The sequence below is a fragment of the Lactobacillus sp. VURO6/B1 (VP7) genome (assembly GCF_058139575.1).
Window position 1 is genome coordinate 110868 of record NZ_JBVOWJ010000006.1, and the last position, 22423, is coordinate 133290.

21 protein-coding genes are annotated in these 22423 nt (G+C 37.6%); 1 reads left to right on the forward strand and 20 read right to left on the reverse strand.

Annotated elements, in window-relative coordinates; genetic code table 11:
• Window positions 1-8: 8 nt before the first annotated feature.
• The 11 genes from ftsZ to ACZ2M0_RS04735 all read right to left on the reverse strand — a co-directional run bounded on the left by ftsZ (window position 9) and on the right by ACZ2M0_RS04735 (window position 11531).
• Window positions 9-1343 carry a cell division protein FtsZ gene (gene ftsZ / locus ACZ2M0_RS04685; RefSeq protein ID WP_223901843.1) on the reverse strand — a complete coding sequence of 445 codons (1335 nt, stop codon included), beginning with the start codon at window positions 1341-1343 and terminating at the stop codon, window positions 9-11.
• Window positions 1344-1357: 14 nt separating this feature from the next.
• Window positions 1358-2716, reverse strand: coding sequence for a cell division protein FtsA (ftsA, locus tag ACZ2M0_RS04690; RefSeq protein WP_490058697.1), 1359 nt, complete (start codon window positions 2714-2716; stop codon window positions 1358-1360).
• A gap of 61 nt (window positions 2717-2777) precedes the next feature.
• Entirely contained in the window at window positions 2778-3632 is an 855-nt protein-coding gene (locus tag ACZ2M0_RS04695; RefSeq protein ID WP_490058698.1) for a cell division protein FtsQ/DivIB, read from the reverse strand.
• A 16-nt stretch (window positions 3633-3648) separates the two neighbouring features.
• The gene (gene murG, locus ACZ2M0_RS04700) at window positions 3649-4755 is read right to left on the reverse strand and encodes an undecaprenyldiphospho-muramoylpentapeptide beta-N-acetylglucosaminyltransferase (protein ID WP_490058699.1); all 1107 of its coding nucleotides are present in this window, start codon (window positions 4753-4755) and stop codon (window positions 3649-3651) included.
• A gap of 1 nt (window position 4756) precedes the next feature.
• Window positions 4757-6136 carry a UDP-N-acetylmuramoyl-L-alanine--D-glutamate ligase gene (gene murD, locus ACZ2M0_RS04705; RefSeq protein ID WP_490058700.1) on the reverse strand — a complete coding sequence of 460 codons (1380 nt, stop codon included), beginning with the start codon at window positions 6134-6136 and terminating at the stop codon, window positions 4757-4759.
• A 10-nt stretch (window positions 6137-6146) separates the two neighbouring features.
• Complete coding sequence (mraY, locus tag ACZ2M0_RS04710; protein WP_490058701.1) at window positions 6147-7109, reverse strand: phospho-N-acetylmuramoyl-pentapeptide-transferase; 963 nt, start codon at window positions 7107-7109, stop codon at window positions 6147-6149.
• Between the two features lie 7 nt (window positions 7110-7116).
• Window positions 7117-9282, reverse strand: coding sequence for a penicillin-binding protein (locus ACZ2M0_RS04715; protein ID WP_490058702.1), 2166 nt, complete (start codon window positions 9280-9282; stop codon window positions 7117-7119).
• Window positions 9282-9644 (reverse strand): cell division protein FtsL, encoded by a 363-nt coding sequence (ftsL, locus tag ACZ2M0_RS04720; RefSeq protein ID WP_223901849.1) that lies wholly within the window; start codon window positions 9642-9644, stop codon window positions 9282-9284. The genes ACZ2M0_RS04715 and ftsL overlap by 1 nt, the downstream gene beginning before the upstream one ends.
• A 13-nt stretch (window positions 9645-9657) precedes the next feature.
• On the reverse strand, window positions 9658-10605 hold the full coding sequence (rsmH, locus tag ACZ2M0_RS04725) for a 16S rRNA (cytosine(1402)-N(4))-methyltransferase RsmH (RefSeq protein ID WP_490058703.1): 948 nt from the start codon (window positions 10603-10605) through the stop codon (window positions 9658-9660).
• A 2-nt stretch (window positions 10606-10607) separates the two neighbouring features.
• Entirely contained in the window at window positions 10608-11039 is a 432-nt protein-coding gene (mraZ, locus tag ACZ2M0_RS04730; RefSeq protein ID WP_223901851.1) for a division/cell wall cluster transcriptional repressor MraZ, read from the reverse strand.
• A gap of 165 nt (window positions 11040-11204) precedes the next feature.
• Window positions 11205-11531, reverse strand: coding sequence for a DUF3397 domain-containing protein (locus tag ACZ2M0_RS04735; RefSeq protein WP_490058704.1), 327 nt, complete (start codon window positions 11529-11531; stop codon window positions 11205-11207).
• 101 nt (window positions 11532-11632) lie between these two features.
• Here ACZ2M0_RS04735 and ACZ2M0_RS04740 point away from each other — a divergent pair, with 101 nt between their 5' ends.
• Window positions 11633-11773: a DUF4044 domain-containing protein gene (locus ACZ2M0_RS04740; protein ID WP_084605719.1), complete on the forward strand. Its 141-nt coding sequence runs from the start codon at window positions 11633-11635 to the stop codon at window positions 11771-11773.
• A 35-nt stretch (window positions 11774-11808) separates the two neighbouring features.
• Here ACZ2M0_RS04740 and mreD read toward each other — a convergent pair whose 3' ends face one another.
• The 9 genes from mreD to ACZ2M0_RS04785 form a co-directional block, all read right to left on the reverse strand.
• Window positions 11809-12339 carry a rod shape-determining protein MreD gene (gene mreD / locus ACZ2M0_RS04745; RefSeq protein WP_490058705.1) on the reverse strand — a complete coding sequence of 177 codons (531 nt, stop codon included), beginning with the start codon at window positions 12337-12339 and terminating at the stop codon, window positions 11809-11811.
• On the reverse strand, window positions 12339-13190 hold the full coding sequence (mreC, locus tag ACZ2M0_RS04750; protein WP_490058706.1) for a rod shape-determining protein MreC: 852 nt from the start codon (window positions 13188-13190) through the stop codon (window positions 12339-12341). Before mreC ends, mreD begins: the two co-directional genes overlap by 1 nt.
• 50 nt (window positions 13191-13240) lie before the next feature.
• Entirely contained in the window at window positions 13241-14245 is a 1005-nt protein-coding gene (locus ACZ2M0_RS04755; protein ID WP_198179380.1) for a rod shape-determining protein, read from the reverse strand.
• Between the two features lie 98 nt (window positions 14246-14343).
• Window positions 14344-14967 carry a JAB domain-containing protein gene (locus tag ACZ2M0_RS04760; protein ID WP_490058707.1) on the reverse strand — a complete coding sequence of 208 codons (624 nt, stop codon included), beginning with the start codon at window positions 14965-14967 and terminating at the stop codon, window positions 14344-14346.
• 35 nt (window positions 14968-15002) lie between these two features.
• Entirely contained in the window at window positions 15003-15683 is a 681-nt protein-coding gene (locus ACZ2M0_RS04765; RefSeq protein ID WP_223901854.1) for an HAD family hydrolase, read from the reverse strand.
• Window positions 15664-16941, reverse strand: coding sequence for a bifunctional folylpolyglutamate synthase/dihydrofolate synthase (locus ACZ2M0_RS04770; RefSeq protein WP_490058708.1), 1278 nt, complete (start codon window positions 16939-16941; stop codon window positions 15664-15666). The genes ACZ2M0_RS04765 and ACZ2M0_RS04770 overlap by 20 nt, the downstream gene beginning before the upstream one ends.
• Before the next feature lies 1 nt (window position 16942).
• Window positions 16943-19582 carry a valine--tRNA ligase gene (locus ACZ2M0_RS04775; protein ID WP_490058709.1) on the reverse strand — a complete coding sequence of 880 codons (2640 nt, stop codon included), beginning with the start codon at window positions 19580-19582 and terminating at the stop codon, window positions 16943-16945.
• Between the two features lie 269 nt (window positions 19583-19851).
• Entirely contained in the window at window positions 19852-21069 is a 1218-nt protein-coding gene (gene thiI / locus ACZ2M0_RS04780; protein WP_490058710.1) for a tRNA uracil 4-sulfurtransferase ThiI, read from the reverse strand.
• Window positions 21070-21076: 7 nt separating this feature from the next.
• Window positions 21077-22234 carry a cysteine desulfurase family protein gene (locus ACZ2M0_RS04785; protein WP_490058711.1) on the reverse strand — a complete coding sequence of 386 codons (1158 nt, stop codon included), beginning with the start codon at window positions 22232-22234 and terminating at the stop codon, window positions 21077-21079.
• Between the last annotated feature and the right edge of the window lie 189 nt (window positions 22235-22423).

Below are 22423 nucleotides of genomic sequence, written 5' to 3' on the forward strand. Positions count from 1 at the left end.
GCCTCCCATTAGTTTTCACTACGATGCCTGAAAAATGGTATATCATCAGTATCATCGTCATCAAAAGCGTTGGTTTCAATTTGTGAAATACTACTTTGATCGTCGTCATCAAATGAACTTGATCTTTGCTCTTGATTTGAAACAGAAGGAGTCGAGCGACGATTCCCTTCGTTATCATTATCCAACCCCCAAACACTTGTGGGATCAACCATAGGCCTATGCTTTGGAGCGGTTTGAACAGTTTGGGCACCATCATCAACTGCAGGCTTGGGTTCAACTGGTCTTTCAGCTGAATTTGTTCTCTGCATAGATGAATTAGTTTGACTAGGTTGTGACTTTATCTGGTGACTATGACCAGGGAGCTGCTTTGAGGCTTCCTCTTCTGCTTGTGAATTGATTCCTGTAGCAATAACCGTTACAACAACCTCATCCCCTAAATTAGGATTGATGGATGTACCAAAAATAATGTTAACATCATCGCCTGCAGCTTTTGAAACAATTTCAGAAGCATCCTGCGCTTCAAATAAAGTCAAATCTGGTCCACCAGTGATGTTCAGGAGAACCTGCTTGGCACCATCAATTGAAACTTCAAGCAATGGTGAAGAAATGGCCAGCTTAGTTGCTTCAACAGTCCGGTTTTCTCCACTTGCACGACCGATACCCATTAAGGCTGCACCTTGATTTGCCATAACAGTTTTAACATCAGCAAAATCAAGGTTAACATAGTCAGTTGAAGTGATTAAGTCAGAAATGCCTTGAACACCTTGTTTCAAAACATTATCAGCTTCTTTAAAGGCATCCATCATAGGTGTCTTTTTATCAACCATTTCTAGTAAACGATTATTGGCAATGATAACAAGCGTATCAACATACTGCTTTAGTTGGGCAATGCCTTCGGCAGCATTTTTGGACCTTTTTGGACCTTCGAAGGTAAAAGGACGAGTAACAACGCCAACAGTCAAAGCACCGGTTTCGCGGGCAATTTTGGCTACAATTGGTGCGGCACCAGTTCCAGTACCGCCACCCATACCGGCAGTAATGAAAATCATATCTGCACCCTTTAGCGCATCTTCAATGGTTTGCTCACTTTCTTCAGCCGCTTTTTGTCCTACTTCGGGATGAGAACCAGCTCCAAGTCCTCTCGTCAATTTTGGCCCTAACTGAATTTTATTTTCAGCTTTATTACTATTTAATGCCTGTACATCCGTGTTAGCAGCTACAAAGGAGACTCCCTGCACGCCATCATCGATCATTCGATTAACAGCATTACCACCAGCACCGCCGACACCAATAACTTTGATGACAGCATTTTTATTGTCGTCAGAATCGAATGTAAAATCCATCTAATTAACCACCTTTAATCAAAGAACTTTTTGAAGAAGTTCTTAAAGCCTTTATCTTTATTTTGCGTATTATTTTTTGGTTTACTTTGCGTAGATCTCTCCCGCTTTAGTAACTCATGTCTATTATATTCTTCTTTTCTTTTAGTTTCATTAACAGCAGCTGTTCTTTTCGAAGTTTTTGTTTTTTCTTGAACAGTTCTTTCTTCTTGACCAAATGAATCCTTGCCATATATGGCGCTAATTACTAAAAAATCAATATCAGACATTTTATATGCATAGTTAACGACACCATATGCAGCTGAGTAAATTGGATTGCGCATTCCAATCTGATCAGGTTGATAAATTCTGGCTTTGACATTTAAAGTATTGGCTATTATGCTATCAAAACCTTGCAAAAGACTGCTTCCACCAGTAATAATGACGCCGCCAGGCAGCTTTAAAGCATCATGCTTATCTAGTCCCTTTTCAATTCTATCAATAGTCTGCATAACTCTAGCGTTAATAATTTCACTTAAATAGCTCTCGTCAACCATCTGTTGACCATTTGAACCCACACTATTAACAGCAAATTTATTTTTAGCAGAAGCTAAATTCGGATCCGCATAGCCATAGTCAAGTTTAATTTGTTCTGCATCTTTTTTGGACGTACTAAGAACAACAGAAATGTCATTGCTAATGTCACTGCCACCTTCAAAATCAATATTAGCATATTTAATCTGATTATTGTGAATAACAGTAGCAGTAGTCACACCACCGCCTAAATCAAGAATAATTGAGCCAAATTGCCGCTCACTTTCATTTAAAGCTACGCTGGCAATGGCAAGTGGTGTGGGAACAAAAAAGTTATTAGAATAACCGGCACGCTCTATTGCTTTTTTAATATTATGCAAAGGACTGGCCGGAGCTGTTAGCATGATGCCTTGTACCGACAGGGAATGGGCAATCATTTTACGGGGATCATCAACCTCAGTTTCACCATCAATTAAAAAGCGGCTTGGCAAAAAAGCAATAGGTTCACGTTCGTTTTTTACTGCAGACCTGATTGCAGCGCCCACTACGCGTCTGACATCATGGTTGCCAACTTCCTGACCATTATCGCTTACATTAACCAAATCGCTTGCAGTTTCCAGTTGAAGCATACCTACCGGTATGCCTGTTACAACCCGATAAATCTTTGCGTTTGTTTTTTTGGCTATTTCCTTTAAGGCTCTACTAATAGCAGCTGCTGTTTCATCGATATCAACTATATTGCCATGGCGCATTCCTCTATTGGGAACTGCTACAGCTCCAATAACCTTACCAGAATCTGCTACAACCGCTTTCACGCTTGTGGTACCAATATCTAAGCCCACTAATAAATTTGTATTGTCCAAAATTTACCCCCTGTCGGTGCTCTTTACAAAAATTTTACCATAAAAGTAGCTTAAATTCAGCCTAAGTTAAGCCATAAGCTCTTTTTTCACTTGGTGTAAGCGGTCTGCTAAACGCACCTACTTCCAAATCAATTAAAGTATTTTTCCCCACTTTAGTTTTTATTTTATTATAGTACTTTAATTTACTTTTGAGGGTAGAAACGTTGCCAATAACTACATTTCCGTTTTTCATTAGAAAAATAACTTGTGACTTTCTCCTTGTGTTGCCACTTAATAATTTTATCTGGCTTTGAAAATCTGCCGGCAAACTATTAAACAAGTGAAGAGTTTCTTGCAACGACAATTCATGGTTGTATCCCACAAAAACCGGCTTATCAGGGCTTACTTTTGACCACGGAATTACTTGCGTGCCTAATTTGCCATGTGAAAGTATCTTCCGATATCCCTTGGCATTTTTAACGTAACCAATTGTATGGTATTCGTCAATATTAAGAACTAAATTGTTAAAATTCTTAACATGGACATTTATGTTTTTTATCTCAGAGTATCTTGAAGACAATTTTTGGTCTATGCCGTTCTTATTGAACAGATGGTCAATCACTTTATCACTTGCTTTAATATCAGCTGTTTTCACTACTTCCCTTATTGGCAAGTCATTTTCTCCTTTTATTTGAATGCTTTTCACATTTGCCAAAGGAGAAATATAATATCCTAGTCCCAAGATAGCTAAAACGGAGATGCCAACAACAAGTCCTAGACGTTTAAAGAGCGCAGACTTACGCTCACTATGTAATTTTGATAACGAGGCAGAGACTTTTGCTTTAGCTTTAGACTTTTTCTTCTGATTAGTTTCGTGGTCTAAATAAGGCGATAGCTTTTCTTTGGGATCAATTTTTGTTACTCGCTTCTTAGTCAACTGCCTCACCTTCTTCTTACTTAGATAAATCTTGCATTACTTTAATTACTTCATCAGAAGCATCAGGAACGCCTAATTTCTTTGAAGCTTTGCTCATTTCTGTATAATATTTACGGTCTAAAACGATATGATCAATCGAGGAAATAAAATTATTGATATTAAGGTCGCTTTCTGCAATTACCGTTGCAGCGCCTGCTTTTTCCAAGTCAAGAGCATTTTTCATTTGATGATTATGAGTAACATTAGGACTGGGAATTAATATGGCGGGAACACCTAAAGCCGTAAATTCCGCAATACTGGTTGCTCCGGATCGCGAAACCACACAGATCATTTTAGGCAGAAGTGCAGGCATATCCTTAACATATGGCAAAATCTTAATAGTCTTACCGTAATCTATATTAGCCAGTTTTTCGTGAATTTCTTTAAAATAATATGTTCCAGTTACCCAAATTATCTGATACGGTTTTTTTTGCAAACGTGTCAACGACTTAAGCATAATTCGGTTAATGGCTAAAGCTCCACGAGATCCCCCGAAAACTAATACTGTAGGTATAGTTGGATTTAAATCCCATTTACTTTGCATGTCAACTTTTGCTGATGATAAATTCAATACCTGTTGAGAACGTGGGTTTCCGGTTTTTATTAATTTTTTCTTCTCAGAAAACTGTTTAGCGGCATCATCAAACGTATAACAAATCTTATTTACATAGTGGCCCAAAAACTTATTAGCAACCCCAACTACTGAATTCGATTCATGAATCAAAGTTGGTATTTTCATTTTAGCTGCTTCATAAACTACGGCACCACTCACGTAGCCTCCAGTGCCCATGACAATATCTGGCTTAAAATCAATAATAATTTTTTGTGCCTTTTTAGTAGCTTTAAGAAACAATTTAATTGTAGCAAAATTACTCATTATATGTTTACGAGAAAACCCACGCATTTCGATTGTTTTGAAATTCACTCCAGCCGCCGGAACAATTTTTGCCTCCAGGCCATTTTTAGTACCGACAAACAGAATTTCATCAGTTGTAGCTAAATTGCGCTCTTTTAACCGCTCAATGATAGCCATAATAGGGTAAATATGACCACCGGTTCCTCCACCAGTAAATATTATTCTCATTTTATTTCGTCTTCAATTCCTTTATAAAGTTAACAAAATAGTCCCCACGTTCTTCAAAGGTCCTAAATTGATCCCATGACGCACAAGCTGGCGAAAACAACATTACATCACCAGGTTTGGTTAATTCATAAGCTTTCGGCACCGCCTCTTGCAACGTATTTTCAATTAAAATATGTTTAATTCCAGCTTTGCGTGCTGCATCAGCCAGAAGATAGCGTGTTTGCCCGTACAATACGACTGCTTTAACGTGCTTTTTTAAAAGAGGAATTAAAGAATCAAAAGTAAATCCTCGATCTAAGCCGCCAGCGATCCAGACCTCGGGATCTGCAAAAGCAGGAATTGCAACAGAAGCTGCTTCAATATTTGTAGATTTAGAATCGTTATATATTTTGCGGCCTTCAAGTGTCATCACGTATTGCAAGCGGTGCTTTGCACCAGCAAAAGTTGTTAAAACAGCTTTAATATCATTGGTATCTGCGCCCATTATTTGTGCTATTGCACTGGCGACCAAAGCGTTCTGCTGGTTATGGATTCCAGGTAATTTCATGTCAGAAGTCTTCATTATTTTTCCATGCTGATTTTGCAAATAACCATCAGCAATAAAATAATCAGCAGCTTGATCATTTTCAGAAAAAGTTACGATTTTTGCTCTTGTAACTTTCCTTTCTTTTTCCAAAATATCTTTTTGATCGAAATTGGCCAAAAAATAATGATCTGGGCTCTGCGTACGAGTAACATTCAGTTTAGCATTAACATAATTAGCAAAAGTTTTATGATAATCCAAGTGAACATTGTGATAAATATTGATGATTGCTGCCACCTTAGGATTAATATCTGTGACACCAAGCAATTGAAAGCTGGAAGTTTCGCAGACTAAAATATCATCCTTAGTCGCTTTTTCAACCACTTCAGATATAGGCACACCGATGTTTCCCACAGCGTATGCATGATGTCCACTTTTAGCTAAATGATGATCAAGAATTTTCTGAGTCAACATTACCGTAGTGGTTTTTCCATTCGACCCTGTAACGCAAATATAAGGGGCTTCACTAACAGTCAATGCAATTTCTGGTTCAGTAATAATAGGCAGGTTTAGTTTTTGAGCCTCTTGTACCATCGGATTTTCATAAGGGATGCCGGGATTCTTTACTAAATAATCAAAACTTTCTTGACTTAATAATTCAATTGGATGCCTGCCGTCAATCACTCGCACGCCCAGTTTTTTCAATTCCTGTGCATTTCGATTTTTACTTAAATCAGCCTGATCATTTAAAGTCAGCTTTGCACCAAGTTTAAGCAGCAATTTACTAACTGCAAAACCGCTCTTGCCTAGACCTAAAACTAAAATATTTTTGTTCTGATAAGTCTTAATCTGCCTCATTTGCCTAATTTTATCCCCATATTATTAAATATAAAAAACTACCAATCAATCCAACTATCCAAAAAATAATATCAACTTTCCATTCAGAATACCCCAGCATTTCAAAATGATGATGAATTGGGGTCATTTTGAAAATTCTTTTGCCTGTGGTCTGAAAAGAGATTACTTGCAGAATTACACTTGCAGTTTCACAAACAAACACAATTCCAATTAATAAAAGAGACCAAGGTCTGTTTAAAAAGATACTGACAGCAGCCAATCCACCGCCTAATGCCAAAGATCCGGCATCACCCATAAAAATTTTAGCAGGTTTATGATTAAAAATAAAAAATGAAATCAGACCACCTATAACACTCATACAAAAGATTAAAACAGCGAAGTTCTTTTGTTTAAGTGCAATATAAGAATAAGTAGCATAAGCAATAATTGAAAGTCCTGTTGCTAATCCATCTAATCCATCTGACAAATTGACAGCGTTCGAAAAACCAACTAACCAAAAAACTACAAAAAGGGTAAATATAATAGCACTGTTCACAATACCAAAAAATGGTATAAAAAGTTTAAACTGAAAATTATCCGTAGCAGCAATAATGATGATTAAAATAGCAACTAGTATTTGTAAGGAAAATTTTTGCCAAGCATGCAGGCCTAGGTTGCGCTTATAGAACAATTTTATACCGTCATCTAAAAAGCCGATTATTCCGTAGCCAAGCAAACTAATTAGTAAAATCCAAATTAATTTAGAGCTTTCATGTTGCCAGATACTTACCCAAATTGTTGATACCGTAGCTGCTAGAACAAAGACTACTCCACCCATAGTGGGCGTTCCAGATTTCTTTTCATGCCATTTAGGACCCTCATCACGAATTTCTTGTCCTTCGTGATGTGACCTCATGAAAATAATCATCCAGGGCAGAATAATCCCAGTCAATGCTAATGAACTTACTAATGCAATAATGCTAATAATCAGCATACAAATGCTACTCCTTTAATTGTATTTTTATTTTTGTCCCTGATTTAAGGGATTTTCCTGTAGCCAGACTTTGCTTAAAAACTACTCCTGTTCCTTTGACACGTAATTTAACTCCTGTTAAATCTGCAAACTGGTGTAACTCATCAATAGACCAGCCTTTCATATCAGGACATTTAATACTTCCGCTAGTACGAACAAGCATCAAATTACCTGATCGTTGTTTTTGACCTGCTGAATATGACTGCTCAGTTATTTTATCACCCGTACCAATCTTAGCAAGTCGTACCCCAACGCGCTGTGCCATCTTTTCAGCCTCTTTGTAATTTAATCCTTTTAGGTTGGGCGTTTTAACAACCGTCGAACTGCTTAGACCATTTTTAGACATGAGAATTACTCTATTCATCATTGGTTTGAAAATTGATGAGAGTATTACTTCAGCCGGTTTACTCATTTTACGAGGCTGTTTGACAGTGATATAAATGCAGTACCGTGGATGCTTAGCAGGAGTGACTCCAACCACTGAAAAGATATAATTATTGTTACCCTTAAGATAACCTCCACCTTTAAGATTAGCAATCTGAGCTGTCCCTGTTTTAACTGCAATGCTTTGACCTTTCATTTGGTATGCCGCACCTGTGCCAATGCGTTTATTTAAAACTCGACGCATATTTTCAAGCACAGTAGCTGCAGTTTCTTTGGTATAAACGGGTTGACCGACATTTTTAATTTGATAACCAGTGATAGTATGATTATTGGCATCCGTAATTTTTTCGACAAATTGCGGTTTTACCATTTGACCATTATTGGCTAGACTGCTAAATGCCTGCATCATTTGCATCACATTGACATCAACACCTTGACCAAAACTGGTAACTGCTTGATCAATAGGAGAATTAAATGCAATCGTTCCTGGTTGTTCACCGGGTAAGGTTACTCCCGTTTTTTCTCCAATATGAAATTTTTTGAGATACTTTTTCCACGTCTTGGCACCCATTTGCTGCTCAATATGAACAAAGCCAGTATTGCTTGAACGAGGAAAAGCCTGTGAAAACGGTATACTCCCCCAACCGTGAGGCTGCCAATCGTGAATCACGGATCCATTAACAGAAACAGATCCTGAATTATAGTATTGGTTAGGATGGTAATTTCCACTATTTACAGATGAGGAAAGCGTTAGAACCTTAAAAACAGAACCCGGTTCATAAGTATCTTGTACCAAAATGTCGCGATATGAGTTTTTTAGACCCTTTTTAGTTTGTGGATTAAAAGTTGGCCTTTGAGAGGCAGCTAAAACTTTTCCCGATTTGATATCTTCAACGACAGCTGTCATGGAAACAGGATTAAACGCATTTTGGACATAGGAGAGCCTGCTTTCAAGATAATCCTGCAGCTGTGAATCAATGGTGAGATAAATATTGTTACCATCGACTGGTGCCTTATAGGTATGCGTACTATTTGGTGTCTGAAAGTTAGAAGCATCTACTGCTGAAAGCTGATAACCATTTTTCCCAGTAAGCACGTCATCATACCAAGCTTCAAGTCCCATGGTGCCCTCGAGATTCTGCTGCTTGGTTTTTTTGTCATATACTGGTGACGCCATTCCTATCACATGTGAGGCAAAATTACCATTAGGATAAAGCCGAGACTGAGTTTCAAAGAATTTAATCCCAGGCAAATTCATCTTTTCAATTTTATCTTTTTGCTGTTTAGACAAATTAGAACCTGCAGTACCAAATTGTACCTGAAAAACAGGACGAGCAGGATTAAGATATTTTAAAATTTCCCCCGCTTTAAGAGGTAAGACTTGGGCTAGATTATTAGCAGTTTTATTTTTATTAACAACGTATTCAGGTTGATTTTTATAGTTGATTGAAGACTTATCTAAAATAGCATAAATAGTATATAAATGAGAATCCTGAGCAACCGCCAAACCATTGCGATCATAAATTGTACCGCGACTAGCTTTTAATACCTGATTACGCATGTATAATTGCTCAGTTTTAGCAGTTAAATTTTGGCCATTAATGGTTTTGGAAATGCCAATGTATAAAAATCTTCCTATAAATACGAGAAAAACCAAAGCAACAGCTACCTCGAGAAATCTCCCGACTGTAAAACGGTATCCGTGAGCTTTGGAATTAGAGTTACTTATCTTACTAATATGCTTTTTCATCAGCGTATAGTCCTAATATTTTTCTCATTCAAGGCTAACCCCTTGCTACGTGCAATTTTATTCATGCGAGAGCTTGAGGTTAACTCACCTAATTCTTGATGCAAATCTCCAACTTGACTTTGCCCTTTTGCAACTGCGCGTTGCACATTGGTAAGTTCATGTTGAGCTGATGTAGCAGAAATACTGGAAGAAACTAGCATTGTCATTAAGCCAATGGTTATCATCGTTCCCAATACAAGCAAGGACTTTTCAAAGCCGGTCCAAGCAACGTTGTGATGATTGAGAACTTGACGTTGTCTCTTCTTTGGATCTCTTTGCTCATTAGGATTAAACTCTACTTTTCTTGCTAAATTATCAGCCATTGCTTTTTCCTCTTTACAATTTTTCTGCGACTCGCAACTTTGCACTGTGTGAGCGATTATTATTCTTAAGCTCTTCAGCTGAGGCAACAATGGGTTTGCGGTTAACTAAACGAAGCACTGGCTTCAAGTTGTCAGGAATAACAGGCATTCCCCTGGGAACATCAACTTCAGAGTATTTTTTAAAAATGTTTTTTACAATTTTGTCTTCATCAGACTGAAAGGTAATTACGCTAATTCGACCACCAGGTTTTAGCAAATGAATCGCTTCTTCAAGTGACTCACTTAAAACATCAAGTTCGTTATTTACAGCTACACGCAAAGCCTGAAAGGTCTTTTTTGCTGGGTGCCCACCAGTCCTTCTTGCAAACGCAGGAATTGCTTCCTTGATTATATCAACCAGTTCAAATGTTGTTTCAATCGGCTTTTTTTGTCTTTTAAGGACAATTTTATGGGCAATCTGGCGCGAATATTTTTCACCACCAAATTTGTACAAAATATTTGCCAATTCTTTTTGGCTTGAGTTATTTACTAGTTGATAAGCATCAAGACTTTGCTCTTGATCCATTCTCATGTCTAACCTTGCATCAAAGCGGTAAGAAAAACCCCTTTGTGCTTGATCAAATTGTGGCGAGGAAACTCCCAAATCATAGTAAATTCCATCTATACCATTTTGATAACCCAGCTCAACCAGATTCGCTTTTAAATGGCTAAAATTATCGTGTACCAATTGTAATTTAGGATCAGCATTTTGAACAAGTAAATCAGCAAAGTTTAACTTAGCCGAATTTATTGCATATTCATCTTGATCAAAACCAATTAAAGTACCACTAGCAAGTTTGCTCAATAAATATTTTGCATGACCGCCACCGCCAAAAGTTGCGTCTACATAAAGACCACCATTTTTTAGTTTTAAATTATCGATTGTTTGGTGTAAGAGTACACTGGTGTGTTTGAATTCCATAATTATAGTTCAATATCATCCAAATTTTCTGCGATATCATCATAGTTTTCATTGGCTTCATCACTAAAGCTTTCCCAACGCTCCTTTGACCAAATTTCAATTCGATCAGAAACTCCTACAATGACACATTCTTTGACAAGGGAAGCGTGTTTCTTCAACGTTGTGGTCAGATTCACACGACCTTGTTTGTCAAATTCGCATTCCATCGCACCAGAGTAAAACAAACGCGTAAAACTGCGCGCATTTCTCTTAGTTAACGGAAGTTGTGCTAGTTTAGCTTCAATTTTTTGCCATGCCTCTGTAGTATAGCCAAAAATGCAGCCTTCCATTCCGCGAGTAAATATCATTTTGTCACCTATCTGACCACGCAAACGGGCAGGTATAATTAACCGCCCTTTGCTGTCGAGATTGTGATGATATTCACCCATGAACATGGCTTAGCCCCCTTCCACTAAATAATTTACCACAATTCACCACTTCCTACCACTTTTTAGTCAAAAAAGTTAAATATTTATTTTTTAATGACACAAAAAAGAAAAAATCGCAAACCAATTCAGATTTGCGACCATTTTTTAAAATTTTTTTATTACAAAAATTGATTATATCATTAGAAACAAGAGACCCAGATACCAAAAAATAGTATTCACAGTTAAGTAATCCCAGATTTTTCGCAGAGTCTTACTTAAAGAGAGATTTTTATTTTTAACCGCGTCAGAAATTGCTATAACTATAACCAGGAAGAAAAAGACAAAAAAGCCATAAGGCAGAAACTCAGGCCTTTTTTGGTGAACGGTAATTAAATGGCAAGCATATATAAAAAAGAAGGGTAATAAATCATATCCCCTAAATTGAGCCTTAGGAAACATTTTATTAATAATATATGCTAAAGCAAGACCTAGAACAGGTATCAATATAATTAAAAACATTACTTACATCCCTCTATCATTTAATATATATTTTATCTTACTCTGCGATTGAAAAAAACTATTAAGTAGCATAAAATATTGTTCAAGTAGGAGGTCAATCAATGACGCGTAGACATAAGAAAAAGAGATCTAAATTTCAAAAATTAACAATTGCCATGGCTTGGCTAATGGCGATTATTACTTTAGTGGCAATTGTGATGCAGGTTGTTGGTGCATTATCAAGCTTTGGCTTTTTTGAATAAAAAACGTGAGATACAAATCTCACGTTTTTTATTTATTATCGATAATTGTCTAAGTTAACCATAAAAGGATAGTTAAGAGTCAGCTTCCACCATAATTTATAGGTAGCACAAACAAATATAAACACCCAGCACAATGTTGGCAGAATACTTTGCAGTAACTTCAAAATGCCTATACTTGATAAGCCTGTCATATTTAAAATCAGCCACGTGTAGCCCTCAACTAGAACAGAAGCAATTATAACTGCCAGAACTTTGGCCCAAAATACTTCAGGCAAAAACCGTGCAGATTTCTGCAATAGCCAAGAAATTGTCGGCAGGCTAATTGCGTAGATGCCTATAATGCCAAAAAAATAAATATCACTAACTATACCTACACCTAAAGCAAGCCAAACTTCTTTGTTATTGGTATCATCAAATAATGCAATTAACATCATACTAACAGGTACTAATAAATTCGCAGCTTTACCAATTGAGAAAAACTGATGCAGGTAAAAAGATAAGCTACCACTGATAGCCAAAGCAACGTATAATGCTAAGACAAGAGTAAATTTTCGCAGTTTCTTCATTAGTCGTTCACTTTCCTCTGAATAACTGTGACAATGGAAGGATCGTTTAATTCGCCAGCCGGATTGATCTTGATTAAATCAGATAAACCAAAAGAATCATGTGTTGTAGCAGAAATAGTTCCTATTAGCAATCCTTTAGGTGAATTACCACCCATTCCGCTAGTATATATTTTGGTACCACGTTTGAGCTTTTTACTATCAATTGCTTGGGTAAAAGCTAAAGTTTTGTCACCAATCACTGTAATTATGCCATGAACTTTTTTCCCGTTTGCGGCTTGAGCTTGAACTGCAAACCGGTTTGCTGACTTGTCGCTGGTAGTAATCAATTCCACTTTTGCAGAAGCAGCATTGACTTCTATTATACGACCAATAACTCCACCGCCTGACATCACAGCCATGTTTTTACGTATACCAGACGTAGTTCCTTTGTTGATAACTAAAAGATCTGTCCAGCTGTCTGGTGAACGCGAAATCACGGAAGCTTGAACCATATTATAGTCCGTTAACGTCTCTTTTAATTTTAAAGCAGATTTAAGTTGCTTGTTTTCAGCTTCAAGACTTGAGTTACGAGCTTTTGTTTGTTCCAAATCGGTTACCTGGCTCTTAAGATAGTTATTTTCATCTTGCGTATTCAGCAAATCATGTACATTATTTAAACTGCCAGACACAAAACTAAGAGGAAAATCAATAATCCTTGATCCAACAGCGACTATATCATTACCAAAACTTTGGATAATCAAGGGGGTGTTACGCTTGTTGCGCAAACTAACACTACCACCTAAAATTGTAAAAACTAAAATAACTGCTACAACTGCTGACAACAGTTTTTTATTCTGTAAAAATTTCTTCATTTGGAAACAGTCCCTAAAGAAAAATCGGCAATAATAGCCGACTTTTTATATTATCTGCGACTTTTACGCATTACTTCAATATTTTTCAGAGACTCACCTGTACCAACTGCGACACAATCTAATGGATCTTGTGCTATAAATACTGGAACTTTAGTAGCTTCTGAAATAACATCGGGCAAATTTTTGAGTAAAGCTCCTCCACCCGTTAACACAATTCCATGATCAATTACATCTGCTGCAATTTCAGGAGAGGTTTGTTCTAGCGTTTCTTTAATTGCAACAATAATATCTTGAACGACATCTTGAATTGCCTTTGAAACATCAACTGCTTTAACATCGACTGATTTTGGTAATCCTGTAACCAAATCACGTCCACGAATATTGACAGATTCAATGCCTTCTGCTTTTTCAACCGAAGCGGAACCAATTTGAATTTTTATATCTTCGGCAGTTCTTTCACCAATTAAAAGATTAAAATTAGAATGTACATAATTCACAATTGCAGTATTAAACTTATCACCAGCTTGGCGAATTGATGTCGATGATACAATGCCACCAAGTGAAATAGTAGCGACATCTGTAGTACCACCACCAATGTCTACGACCATTGAACCAGTAGGATCCATTACCGGCAATCCAGCTCCAATAGCGGCTGCAAATGGTTCTTCTATTACAAAGGCTTCACGTGCTCCAGCCACCCGAGCTGCATCAATAACAGCCCTTTTTTCAACTTCAGTTACACCTGAAGGTACACAAATCATAGCTGAAGGTTTGGAGTTGCCAACAGTCTTTTCTATAAAATACTTAAGCATAGAGGCAGTTGTATCATAATCGGCAATTACACCATCTTTCATTGGCCTGATAGCCACTATGCTTTCCGGTGTCCTTCCGATCATTTCTCTTGCTTCTGACCCTACCGCAATTACTTTTCCAGTATGGGTGTTTTTAGCCACAACAGAAGGCTCTCTTAAAACAATTCCTTTACCTTCCATATAAACAAGAGTATTGGCCGTCCCTAAATCGATGCCAATATTTTTTGCTCCTAATCCAAACACGTAAATCTCTCCTTAATTATTGCAGTCTCTAAATCTTGAATAATTATAGCATAAAGTGCAACTTAAAAAAGAAAATGAAATGCAACTTTAAGATGAATTTAAAATAATTGCCGTTCACGCAAACTCAAATATTGCCCTTTTCCCACAATAAAATGATCAAGAAAGTCAATGTGAAATAATTCAGAAGCTGCAAAGAGCATTTTTGTGAGCTCTATGTCACTTTTTGATGGAATTAAATTGCCACTTGGATGATTATGAACCACAAAAAAGCCGGCACAGGCATAAATTACTGCCCAACGGAAAATTTCCCGTGGATGAGCAATTGATTTATCCAAAGTTCCCTGAAATAGCTTTTTTTCAGCAACAATGTGATTACTGTTATCAATATAAACAGCCCAAAGTTCTTCTTGTTTACGTCCTGCTAATTTGTCCAACAGATAAGTGCCGACTTCATCGCTGGACGTCATAATTAGTTCTCGATCGGGAACCGCTGACCTTAGTCTTTCAAACAATCCCTCACAAAGAACAGCTAAATTTTTATCACATTGACTGCCAGAAATATATTTGAGCAAATCATTAAAATTTTCTATTTTTAGCTCTGTCAGTTTTGCAAAAAGTTCATCGAACTTCTCTATTCCCTTTTCTTTCAACTCAGCAACAAGGCTGCTTAACATTTCTCGGTCAGTTTTCATTAAATAGTGATTAGATTTTATCAATTCCATAGAACCCTTCCTTTCACTATTAAATACGTGGAAAACTAACAAACCTTTTTCAGAAATTCATAAAAGTCTTGACAGACAAATACAGCATTCTGGTAATCTTTTTTACTTGCTGGAATTAAGTCAGGCACCATTACGCACTTCAAGTCGGCCTTAACAGCCGCAAGTAATCCAGGAGAAGAATCCTCGAAGGCTAAAATATTATTTTGAGGGATCTGTAATTTTTTAGCAGCCAAAAGATAAATATCTGGAGCTGGTTTGGGCTTAACGTTATTCTTTTTAACATCGTCATAATTGAGGTGAAATTGAAAATAATTGCGGCTGCCTGTTGCCCACAAGTTATGCTCTACCACATCTTCTGTATTGCTAGTAACCACGGCCATCGGCAACCCAGCTTTTTGAAAAAGGTCAAGAGCTTTTTGCACTCCAGGACGCAATTTTAGTTTACCTTCCTCAGTCCACTGCCAGACCAAGTCATCCGTACGCTTAATAAATTGGTCCCGTTGCTCCTTATTCTTAAAGTATTTCAGATAAAAATCGTCCATGTCAGTAGTTGTCGAGCCGACCAATTTAAGATAGATATCATCAGGAGTACCTAAATCTGCTTCTTTTGCTGCCTGAATATTGGCTTCCCAGTATAAATTTTCAGAATTGACGAGCAATCCATCCATATCAAATAAAATTCCCTTAATTTCATCATCAATACCTTGAACCCGCATTTTTTGTCTCCATTTGTAAAATATTACCAACTAAATAAAAAGATCCTGTTACTAGCAGTATATCATTTGTCTGGCTCTTCTGCTTCAAATTCTGGTAAGCTGCTTCCCAGTCAGACATATATTGATATTTTTCCTGAATCCATTGGGGAAAATCTTTTTTCATAGCTGCACGCGGATAATCTATTGTAGTTAAGTAGACTTCATCGGTAGCTTGAAATAGGTCAAAAACCTGTGTGATATCTTTGTCTTTCATAATCATGATCAAAATTCTAACTTGGCCCTGCCTTCTCTTTTGTTCACAATGAGCATAATTAAGCAGGTTCTGCACCGCTTGAATATTATGTGCGCCGTCAAGAACTATCAAGGGATTGTTTTGCAGTACCTGATAGCGTCCAGGCACAATAGTCCGATTAATTGCGTCAATAATATTATTTTGAGATAGTGGCAGACCTAACATGTTGAATGCTTCAACTGCAATGCCTACATCGTAGCCTTCAACAATAGGCTTAGGTAAAAAAGACAATTTTTGGGATTCAGTTTTCAAAGTTAAGCTTTCTTTTTGGCTAATTTTAAAATCCCTCCCCAATTGTTTAAGCGGTGCACTTTCCTCTTGTGCTTTTTGCTGAATTATCGGCAATACCTCTTTTGGAATATTGCCGATAATCACAGGACGGTTTTTCTTAATTACTCCACTTTTTTCACGCGCAATATCCTGAAGTGTAGGTCCTATAATTTTTTCATGATCTAATCCAACTGTTGTAATCACACTGACTTCAGGTATGATCACGTTTGTCTTGTCATGCTCGCCACCTATGCCAACTTCTATGACGGCATAGTCACATTTTTCTCTTGCAAAATAGAGAAAAGCCATGACCACTTCATATTCAAACGTCACTAAAGAAAAATTATTGTTTGTTTTACGAATTTTTGTTAAAGCTGATTCTATGATATTAGCTGTTTTTACTAAATCTGCATCACTAATATTTCGTCCATTTAACTGGATACGTTCATTAAATTCAAACACGTATGGCGAAACAAAAAGGCCAGTCTTCTGACCGGCCTTTTGCAGCAAACTACTTAAATAGTAAGAAGTAGAACCTTTACCATTAGTGCCCGTGACGTGAACTGTTTTAACTTTATCTTGCGGATTATCCAAAAAAGTCAGCACTTTTTTTATGTAAGATAGATCTGCCTTTTCATGTAATTTAGGAAGTGAATATAAATAATTAATCACATCTTGAGCTTTAGTAAAAGTCACATTATTCACTCTTCTTTAATTCTTGAATTCTTTCCTGAACGCTTTGCAGTTGGTTTTCGTAATCAGCTTTTTTCGCTTTTTCTTTATTTATCACAGCTTCAGGAGCATGTGCGACAAAGCCTTGATTATTCAGTTTTTTGGTTGAGCGTTCAACTTCAGCTTGGAGATCTTTCTCCTCTTTTGTCATGCGCTTGATTTCGTCAGCAATATTGACTAAATCGGCTAGTGGGACAAAAATTTGTGCTCCTGCAATCACAGCAGTTTTAGCTAATTTCGGTGCTGTAACATCAATTGCAATGGTCAAATTCTTCGGGTGCAAGAAATTTTTGACGTATTCTTCATTTTCGGTCAAAATCCGTTCATTATTGCTGTCTTCTAATTGAATCATAATATCAATCGGTGAAGAAAGTGGTGCATTAACTTCCATTCGAATATTACGTACAGCTTTAATAATTTCGATCAAGAAAGCCATGTCATGACGAGCTTGTTCGTTTTCAAACTCAGCATGTACTACGGGATACTTAGCCACCATGATTGATTTGCCTTCATGAGGCATTGACAGCCACAGCTTTTCAGTAACAAATGGCATAATTGGATGAAGCAAACGTAAAATTTGGTCAAGAATCCAAATTAAATTCTCTTGCTTTCTAGTCTTCAGTTCTACATCAGAACCATTGAGAGCTACCTTGGCCATTTCGATATACCAGTCGCAGAAATCATTCCAGATAAAGTTGTATAATTCGCGCCCTGCTTCACCAAATTGATAATCATCAAATAAACGAACAACCTCACTCACAGTGTGATTTAAACGGTCAAAAATCCAACTATCTGCTAAATCGAATTTAGCTGTATCTGGCATATGAGCCGGCTGTGCATCTTCTGGCAAATTCATAATCACAAATCTGGCAGCATTCCAAATCTTATTAATGAAATTCCATGCAGATGCCAATTGCTTAGGATTATAACGTGTATCCTGTCCAGGAGCTGTCCCATTGAGCAAGAACCAGCGCAAAGCATCTGCACCATATTGATCAATAACATCCATTGGATCAACACCGTTACCCAGAGATTTACTCATCTTGCGACCTTGTTCATCACGAATCAAGCCGTGAAGAACAACATCATTAAATGGTCTCTTGTGGGTAAAATGCAGACTCTGGAAAATCATCCGTGAAACCCAGAAAAAGATAATATCATAACCGGTAACTAAAGCATTGGTTGGGAAATAGCGTTTAAAATCAGCAGAATCTTCATCAGGCCAGCCTAATGTTGAAAATGGCCATAAAGCACTTGAAAACCAGGTGTCTAGAACATCTGGGTCCTGTTTCCAGTTTTCAATGTCTTTTGGTGCTTCTTCGCCAACATACATTTCGCCAGTCTTCTTGTTATACCAAGCTGGAATTCTGTGTCCCCACCATAATTGACGTGAAATTACCCAGTCATGAACATCTTCCATCCAATGATTTAAAGTTTGTTCAAACCTCTTTGGTACAAAATTGACTTTGCCCGCAGTTTTTTGATTCTCTAAAACTTTATCTGCCAGAGGTTTCATCTTAACAAACCATTGAGTTGACAGACGTGGTTCAACTTGAACTCCAGAACGTTCCGAGTGTCCAACCGAGTGTACAATTGGCTTAACTTTAATTAAGTAGCCTTGCTCCTTTAAATCTTTAACCAATGCTTCACGACATTCAAAACGGTCCATACCTTCATACTTACCGGCATTTTCATTCATAGTACCGTCGTCATTCATTACATTAATCCGTTTTAAGTTATGACGATTGCCTACCAAGAAGTCATTAGGATCATGAGCTGGAGTAATTTTTACCAAACCAGTACCAAATTCTGGATCAACGTGTTGATCCTCAATAATTGGAATATGACGTCCTACTATTGGCAAAATCAGTTCCTTGCCCACTATATCTTTGTAGCGTTCATCTCCGGGAGCTACAGCAACGGCAGTATCACCGAACATAGTCTCAGGACGAGTAGTAGCAATCTCAACAAAACCGGAACCATCAGCAAACGGGTATTTAATATGGTAAAAAGCACCTTTATCGTCTTGGTGAATAACTTCAATGTCACTTAAAGCTGTTTGCAGCTCGGGATCCCAATTAATAATATATTCACCACGGTAAATTAGACCTTCATTATATAGTTGCACAAAAACGCGGCGAACTGCCTTAGATAGTCCTTTATCCAAAGTGAATCTCTCTCTGGAATAGTCCAGAGACAGGCCTAATTTTGCCCACTGACTCTTGATGATAGCAGCGTATTCATCTTTCCAGTCCCAAACTTGCTTAACAAAAGCTTCACGACCCATTTCATGTCGGTCTTTGCCTTGTTTGCGTAATTTAGCCTCAACTTTAGCTTGAGTTGCAATTCCGGCATGATCCATCCCTGGAAGATACAAAGTATCATAACCCTGCATCCTTTTGAGTCGAATTAATGTATCTTGAATTGCAGTATCCCAGGCATGCCCCAAGTGAAGTTTGCCAGTAACATTTGGTGGCGGAATAACAATAGAATATGGGTGTGCTTTTTTATCCCCGGATGGCTTGAACAAGTCTTGATCAAGCCACTTTTGGTATCTGCCTTGTTCGACCTCTTTTGGATCGTATTTTGGTGCTAAATCTGTCATAATTCTCCTCCCAATAAAAAAGTCCTAGACAAAATGTCTAGGACGATATAATTAACCGCGGTACCACCTAAGGTTAAGCAGAATAAATTCTGCTTCTCTTAAAAATGATAACGGCACATTTGCCGGATTAGCTTACTTTCAGTTCAGCCAACCAGTCCAATCGAGCTACCAATTAACCTTCATTCGGCTTTTCACCATCAACGAGCCTTTCTCTATCTATAAGGTTAATACCTCTCAATTATTGCTTTGGGCGTATTATAACATACTTTTTAAAGTAGTGAAGCATCTTCTTCTGCTTTATCTGCTAAAAACTTATCATTGGGATAAATCGAAGTCACTTGTATGCCCGCCAGTGCACGTTCAATTAAGCCAGCGACATCCAGGCGATTTTCAAATTCACGTGCTTTTTCAATTTTAGGTTTTGTTTTGGGACGCGGAGGTGCAAAAATGGTGCAGCAATCTTCGAATGGCTGAATAGATAAATCAAAAGTGCCAATTTCTTCTGCTAATTTAATGATTTCGGTTTTATCCATTGTAGCAACTGGTCTGACGACCGGTGTAGTGGTTACATCGTTAATTGCTGCCATTGACTCTAAAGTTTGTGAAGCGACTTGCCCAACAGACTCACCATTAAAAATAGCCAATCCTCTTCTTTTAGCTCTAATTTTATCAGCTAACTGTAACATGAATCTTCTTTGCACAGTCATCAAGTAGCCCTCGGGAATTTTTTCCTTAATGGTTTCCTGAATTTCTGCAAACGGTACTGCAATGAAATTGATCTTGCCAGCATAATTAGCCAAGATACCTGTTAGTTCTTTAGCCTTATTGAGCGCTTTTTCAGTAGTATATGGTGGGCTATAAAAATGAACCATATCAATATCAACGCCACGCTTTAGAGCCAAATAGGAAGCCACTGGCGAATCAATGCCTCCTGATAGCATCATGACAGCTCGACCGCCTGTCCCAACAGGCATCCCTCCAGCACCATGAAGCAACTGGTTAGAAACATAAACTGCATCTTTACGCACTTCAATTCTGAGCACTATGTCAGGATGTTTCATTTCCACCTTTAAATCATCCATGTGTGAAAAGAGGTAGTCACCCACCATTTTATTCAATTCATTAGTATCATATAAAAACTGATGGTCACTGCGTTTAGTGTTAACCTTGAAGGTCATTCCTTTTTTAAAAGTTTCTTTCATTAAGGCAAGTGCAGTTTTTTCAATTTCTGCCAGCGTTTTTTCAACTTTAATAGTTGGTGAATAAGTTTGGATGCCAAAAACTTTTTTTAAGCGTTGGTCGACCTCTTCAAAAGGACTATCGTTTAAAACAATATGCATCCGATCATGGCGCGGGTGTATTTCAACTTGTGGAAATTCCCGCAGCACTTTAGTGACGTTACCGGCTAGGCGACCAATAAAATCTTTCCGATTCTTTCCTTTTGTCGAAAGCTCACCGTAACGCACCATTATTTCAGTATATTTCATAAAAAATCTATTCTCCTAAATGATTAATTGGGGCAAAATGACGGTAAATTTTGTCAAAAACTCTTATAAACTCATCCGCTTCAGCAAGCGTATTGGATTCATCAAAACTGAGACGAATTGCACTGGTGGCAATTTTATCATCAACATGCATTGCTACTAATGTGCTGGCTTGATCAACTTTTGTCGAGGAGCATGCGGAAGTAGTGGAAGTATAAATGTCATGTTCTTCAAGTGTATGGACTAAAGTTTCTCCCCTAATGCCTTCAAGTGCAAAACATAAAATATGAGGCGCAAAGTTGTCATTGATAGGGGAAAATATAGTTATGCCAGGCTTGCCCTGCAAATAATTTACTATTTTTTTCTTAATAGCAGCCACTCTTGCAGCTTTTTCCTGCTCATTTTCTAAAAGTAAGCGTACAGCCTTAGCCATCCCTGCTATCGCAGGCAAATTCTCTGTGCCAGATCTAAGACCTTTTTCCTGTCCGCCACCATCATGTAAAGGATCCAGCATTTTGCCCTCTTTTTTATAAAGGATACCGGTACCTCGTGGTGCGTGAAATTTATGCGCGGAAAGGCTGGAAAAATCAACACGAGGAGTAAAAACGCGCGACCAAATATTTTTACCCAGAGCCTGGACATTATCAACGTGAAAACTTACAGTGGGATAGTTAGTCAGTAAATCGCTAATCTCAGCAATTGGCTGAATTGAGCCAATCTCATTATTGACACCCATTATTGAAACTAAAGTGGTATCAGAATCAAGAGCGTTGCGTAAATCATTGACATTAACACGCCCTTCTTTATCAACTGGCAAGTGAGTTACGCGAAAGCCGATGTATTCCAGCGCATTAAAAGCATTAGCCACAGAGGCATGTTCAACGCTCGAGGTAATGAGGTGCTTGCCAAATTGCCGTTTTTGAAAGGCTGTGCCTTTTATCGCCCAATTGTTTGACTCAGTGCCACCGGAAGTAAAGAAAATTTCATCTTGTTTTGTACCCAAAAGATTAGCAATCTGTTTACGCGAGCTTTCTAAAAGTTGGTAAGCACGGTCTCCCAATTTATGTAAACTGGATGGATTACCCCAAATAGTTTGAGCTACTTTATCATAAGTCGCTAAAACAGCAGGGTCAATCTTGGTCGTGGCGCTGTTATCAAAGTAAATCACGGAATTTCTCCTCCAATACACTACAAGGTCAGCTATTAACTTATAAATTGTAACTTAAAATAAACTCAGCTTCAATTATTTATTCATTAGCAATAAAAAAGCCTTAAAATTAGGCTCTATAATTTATCCTGTTGATGACTTATCCATGTGGTAAGCTGTTAATAGGTTTTTTATTGCATAAAAAAGGAG